The organism is Planktotalea sp., from assembly GCF_039984035.1.
In the GTDB taxonomy this organism is placed as follows: Bacteria; Pseudomonadota; Alphaproteobacteria; order Rhodobacterales; family Rhodobacteraceae; genus Planktotalea.
In genome coordinates this window covers 1-4,760 of sequence record NZ_JBDWVM010000004.1, presented here as the reverse complement: position 1 = coordinate 4,760, position 4,760 = coordinate 1, and the positions used below count along the sequence as shown (strand labels likewise).

General features: G+C 56.5%; 4 protein-coding genes. All 4 read left to right on the top strand.

All coding sequences use genetic code 11. The features are described 5' to 3' along the window. Positions 1–459: inositol monophosphatase family protein (locus tag ABJQ89_RS00165; protein WP_348494260.1), on the top strand; the 459-nt coding region annotated here is incomplete at its 5' end. A 150-nt stretch (positions 460–609) separates the two neighbouring features. Then, positions 610–1,833, top strand: a complete 1,224-nt coding sequence (locus tag ABJQ89_RS00160) for an MFS transporter (RefSeq protein ID WP_348494259.1) — start codon at positions 610–612, stop codon at positions 1,831–1,833. A 115-nt stretch (positions 1,834–1,948) separates the two neighbouring features. Beyond that, on the top strand, positions 1,949–3,028 hold the full coding sequence (locus tag ABJQ89_RS00155; RefSeq protein ID WP_348494258.1) for a serine hydrolase domain-containing protein: 1,080 nt from the start codon (positions 1,949–1,951) through the stop codon (positions 3,026–3,028). A gap of 79 nt (positions 3,029–3,107) precedes the next feature. Further along, positions 3,108–4,760, top strand: a 1,653-nt coding sequence (gene metG, locus ABJQ89_RS00150) for a methionine--tRNA ligase (protein ID WP_348494257.1), incomplete at its 3' end; no start/stop codon positions are given.

Here is a 4,760-nt window from a genome sequence, read left to right as displayed (position 1 = left end):
AAGGGCCAAATCGTGGCTGGCGTCATCTATGACCCTGCAAAAGATGAACTTTTCATGGCTGAGAAGGGCTCTGGCGCATGGATGAACGATCAGCGTTTGCGCGTTTCATCGCGTCATTCCATGATCGAAAGCATCTTCGCGACAGGCATCCCATTTGGTGGCCGCGCTGATCTTCCTGAAACGATCAAAGACATTGCAAAGATCGCGCCGAGCGTCGCGGGCATCCGCCGTTTTGGCTCTGCCGCGCTGGACTTGGCCTATGTCGCTGCAGGCCGCTACGAAGGCTATTGGGAGCGCAAGCTGAATTCTTGGGATTTGGCTGCGGGCATCGTAATCGTGCGTGAGGCGGGCGGTTTCATCCAACCGCTGAACCCCGAGGGCGACATCCTAAGCGATGGCGAAGTCATCTGCTCGAACGAGGCAATCTTCTCCACCTTCTCAAAGGTCATCCGCGGATAACGCGATTCGCCTTTGTGGTCTGATCCATGCGTGCACAGGCTCTTTGCTCGATGATTTTTTGCATTGGGCGGGGCCTTTGGCGCGTTTGACTGATCTTTGTGTCGATTTCGATGCACCGCGTCTTTTGCCGTCGACTAAGTTGGTCACATTATGCGGATGCTCATTTCCTTTGCGGCACTTTTCCTGTCGGTTGCTTTGTTGCAATTGTCTTCCGGCGGTGTAGGCCCGCTCGATGCTTTATCTGGGATCGCGCTTGGCTTTAGTACGGCGCAGATTGGTCTGCTTGGTTCCGCTCATTTCGTAGGGTTCTTTATCGGCTGCTGGTGGGCGCCGCGCTTGATGGGCTCGGTCGGGCACAGCCGCGCGTTCGCAGCCTTCACTGCGGCAGGGGCGATTGGCCTGCTGTCGCATATGTTGGTTCTTGATCCCTATGCCTGGGCCTTGATGCGGGTCGCGACGGGGCTTTGTATCGCAGGCTGTTACACGGTGATCGAGGCTTGGTTGCAGGCCAAAGTGACCAACGAAACCCGTGGACGCACGATGGGCATTTACAGACTGGCCGATATGGGCGCGTCCCTCGTTGCCCAGCTGATGATCGGCGTGCTCGAACCTGCGTCTTATGTCTCTTACAATTTGCTCGCTTTGCTCTGCTGCGCCGCGATCTTGCCGCTCACGCTCACCAAAGTGAGCCAACCCGCAACACCCGATGCGCCGCGCTTGCGCCCGATGCTGGCGCTCACACGTTCGCCTCTCGCTGCGGCTGGCGCGGTCGTTGCAGCACTGTCCAGTGCGTCGTTTCGGATGGTTGGGCCAATCTACGGCCAAGAGGTTGGGCTACGGACCGATCAAATCGCCTATTTCCTCGCGGCCTTCGTTTTAGGCGGTGCCTTGGCGCAATATCCTGTGGGCTGGCTTGCAGATAAATTTGATCGCCGCTGGGTGTTGATTTGGCTGTCTGCCTTCGCGATTCTGAGCTGTTTTGTCACCACCCTCATCGGCGCGGGGGGAACGACGATGATCATGTTGGGTGCGGTCTTCTTTGGATTGACGACATTCCCTATCTATTCCGTTGCGGCAGCGCACGCCCACGACTTTGCTACAGATGATGAACGTGTCGAACTCTCTGCGGCGTTGATGTTTTTCTTCGCACTTGGCGCCATCGCATCGCCGCTGGTCTCGTCCAATCTGATCAACTGGTACGGCCCTTCCGCATTGTTCGTCATGATCGCTGTCGGGCACTTAGGGTTGGTTATTTTCGGCCTCATGCGCATGCTCGCGCGTGATACCGTTCAAGAACGCACGCCCTACGTCTATGCACCGCGCACGTCCTTTATGATTGGTCGTTTGCTAGGAAAATCGCGCAATCGCAAATAGAGGAGGGGCCGCACGCGATTCCGCGAAGCCGCCCGTTTCAGGTCATATTGCCAACGAATTTCTGAGCGAAAACCCCATGAAACACGTGGATCGCGTCATTGTTTAGGAAAACTTTATGTCCCTTCGTAAAATTCTGGGTTGCCTCATCTTGTTAATCGGCCTTGCGACACTGGGCAGCGTTACGATGCAATCTCTTGGCGTTGAAGTTCTCCGCGTTGAAGCGGCGCAGCCTGTGAACCAAAGCGATGCGCGCGAAGTTACGCGTCAAGAACAACCCATTCAGCAAGAGGCGATTACACAGGCTTGGCACGATTGGATGGCGAAGCACGATGTCACAAAAAGCTCCATCGCAGTCGGGCAAAACGACCAGATCGCCTTTAGCCATGGCGTCAAGCGAAGCCCGGATCGTGCCTATCCGATGGCGAGCCTATCCAAGGCGATCACCGCCATTTGTATGAATGAGCTGCTCGAAGACAGTGAATTTAGCTGGAATAGCACCGTAGCAGAGATGGAGAGCGTGTTTAAATCGCTCAGGCTAACGGCCGCTTTGCCCATGCAATCTCGTAGTTTGGTGCAGTTTGCGACCCATACGAGCGGCCTGCCAAAACGCTTGATCTACGGCAAAACCTCAATTCGCAAACAAAACCTGTCGAGCCAATCCGCGATGACCCGAACTGCTTTGAAAGAAGCCGCCAACTTTGGCGCGCGTGGCTCTTATCAATATTCGAATGCCAACTACGCCATTTTAGGCACATTGATCGGCGCGATGAGCGGTCAGTATTACGCGGATTACTGCAAGGCCAAGGTGATGGAACCTGCGGGCGCGGGTGGGGCGGCTGTGGCGGGACGCATGTCCAAGGCCGCAGGCTACGGCGGCTGGTCGGTCTCGGTCGAAGACTACGCGCGTTTTGCGATGCATTGGTTCGCGCCAGAGCGTCCGTGGGTGCGAGCGCCGCAAGATTTCGCCTATGATCCGAGCTCGGGCTATGGGCTTGGCGTGGGCGTGCGGCAGGGGCAATTTGGCACCACCTTGACCCATTCTGGCAAGTGGACTCATAGCGACAAAAATTATCCCAATATCGGTTCCATGTTCATCGTGCGTCCGGACGGTGCAGTTATCGTTGTAAATTGGGATCAATCGCTCCCCGATGAGGCCTATCAAGACCTACAAGCCCGTTTATTCGCAGCGTTTTAGCCCCAGAGGCCGCATCGCTGTTTGAACTGCGCAGCAAGGGGCGCTAAAGGTTGACAAAACTTAGTCTCGGAGCACTCGCATGGCGCGCCATCTTATCACGTCCGCAATCCCTTACATCAACGGGATCAAGCACCTCGGCAACCTTGTGGGCAGTCAGCTTCCTGCGGATCTGTTCGCGCGATTCCAGCGTGCGCGCGGCAATGAGGTGCTGTTTCTTTGCGCGACCGATGAACACGGCACACCAGCAGAATTGGCAGCGGCCAAAGCGGGCAAGCCTGTCGATGAATACTGCGCCGAGATGTGGGCAGTTCAAGACGAGATCGCCAAGGGCTTTCGTCTGTCCTTTGATCACTTCGGGCGCTCCAGCTCAGAGCAAAACCGCAAACTGACCCAGCACTTCGCAGGTCGTTTGGCAGAGCAGGGCTTGCTCGAGGAAGTGACCGAAAACCAAGTTTATTCCAACGCCGATGGCCGCTTCCTGCCGGATCGCTACATTGAGGGTACATGCCCGAATTGCGGTTTTGACAGCGCGCGCGGCGATCAATGTGATAACTGCACCAAGCAACTTGATCCCGTTGATCTGATCGACGCACGTTCCACGATTTCTGGCTCCACCGATCTGGAAATGCGCGAAACCAAGCATCTTTATCTGCGCCAAAGCCAGATGAAGGATCAGCTCAATGAGTGGATCAGCAGCAAATCTGATTGGCCCGTGCTCACGACCTCAATCGCGAAGAAATGGCTCAACGACGGCGATGGTCTGCAAGATCGCGGGATCACGCGCGATTTGAACTGGGGCGTGCCCGTCAAAAACGGCGATGCGGAATGGCCGGGCATGGAAGGCAAAGTCTTTTACGTCTGGTTCGATGCGCCGATTGAATACATCGCCTGCGCTAATGAATGGACCGATGCGAACGGCCTGGGCGATGCCGATTGGCAGCGCTGGTGGCGCACCGATATGGGCGCGGATGACGTGACTTACACGCAATTCATGGGCAAAGATAACGTGCCTTTCCATACGCTTAGCTTCCCTGTGACGATCTTGGGATCGGGCGAACCTTGGAAGCTGGTCGATTACATTAAGGGCTTCAACTACCTCAACTACGATGGTGGTCAGTTCTCCACCTCGCGCGGTCGCGGCGTGTTCATGGATCAGGCCCTGTCGATCTTGCCTGCGGACTATTGGCGTTGGTGGCTGCTGAGCCACGCGCCCGAAAGCAGCGATAGCGAATTCACATGGGAGAATTTCCAAGCCTCTGTGAACAAAGACCTTGCCGATGTCTTGGGCAACTTCGTCTCGCGCGTTACCAAATTCTGCCGCTCTAAATTCGGTGAAGCGGTGCCCGAAGGCGGCACATGGGGCGCACAGGAAGAGGCGTTGATCGCTGAGCTGACAACGCGTACCCGCGCTTATGAGAGCCACATGGCCGCGATGGACGTGCGCAAATCCGCGTCCGAGCTGCGCGCAATTTGGGTGGCGGGCAATGAATACCTGCAAGCCGCCGCGCCGTGGTCCACGTTCAAAGAAGATCCAGAGCAGGCCGCAGCGCAAATCCGCATGGCCCTGAACCTGATCCGCTTCTACGCGGTCTTGTCATCGCCGTTCATTCCAGATGCTAGCGAAACGCTTATGTCCGCAATGCAGACTGACGACGCTGCTTGGCCTGACGATGTGAAAGCTGCGCTGGAAGCCTTGCCCATCGGCCACGCCTTCACCGTGCCTGACGTGACG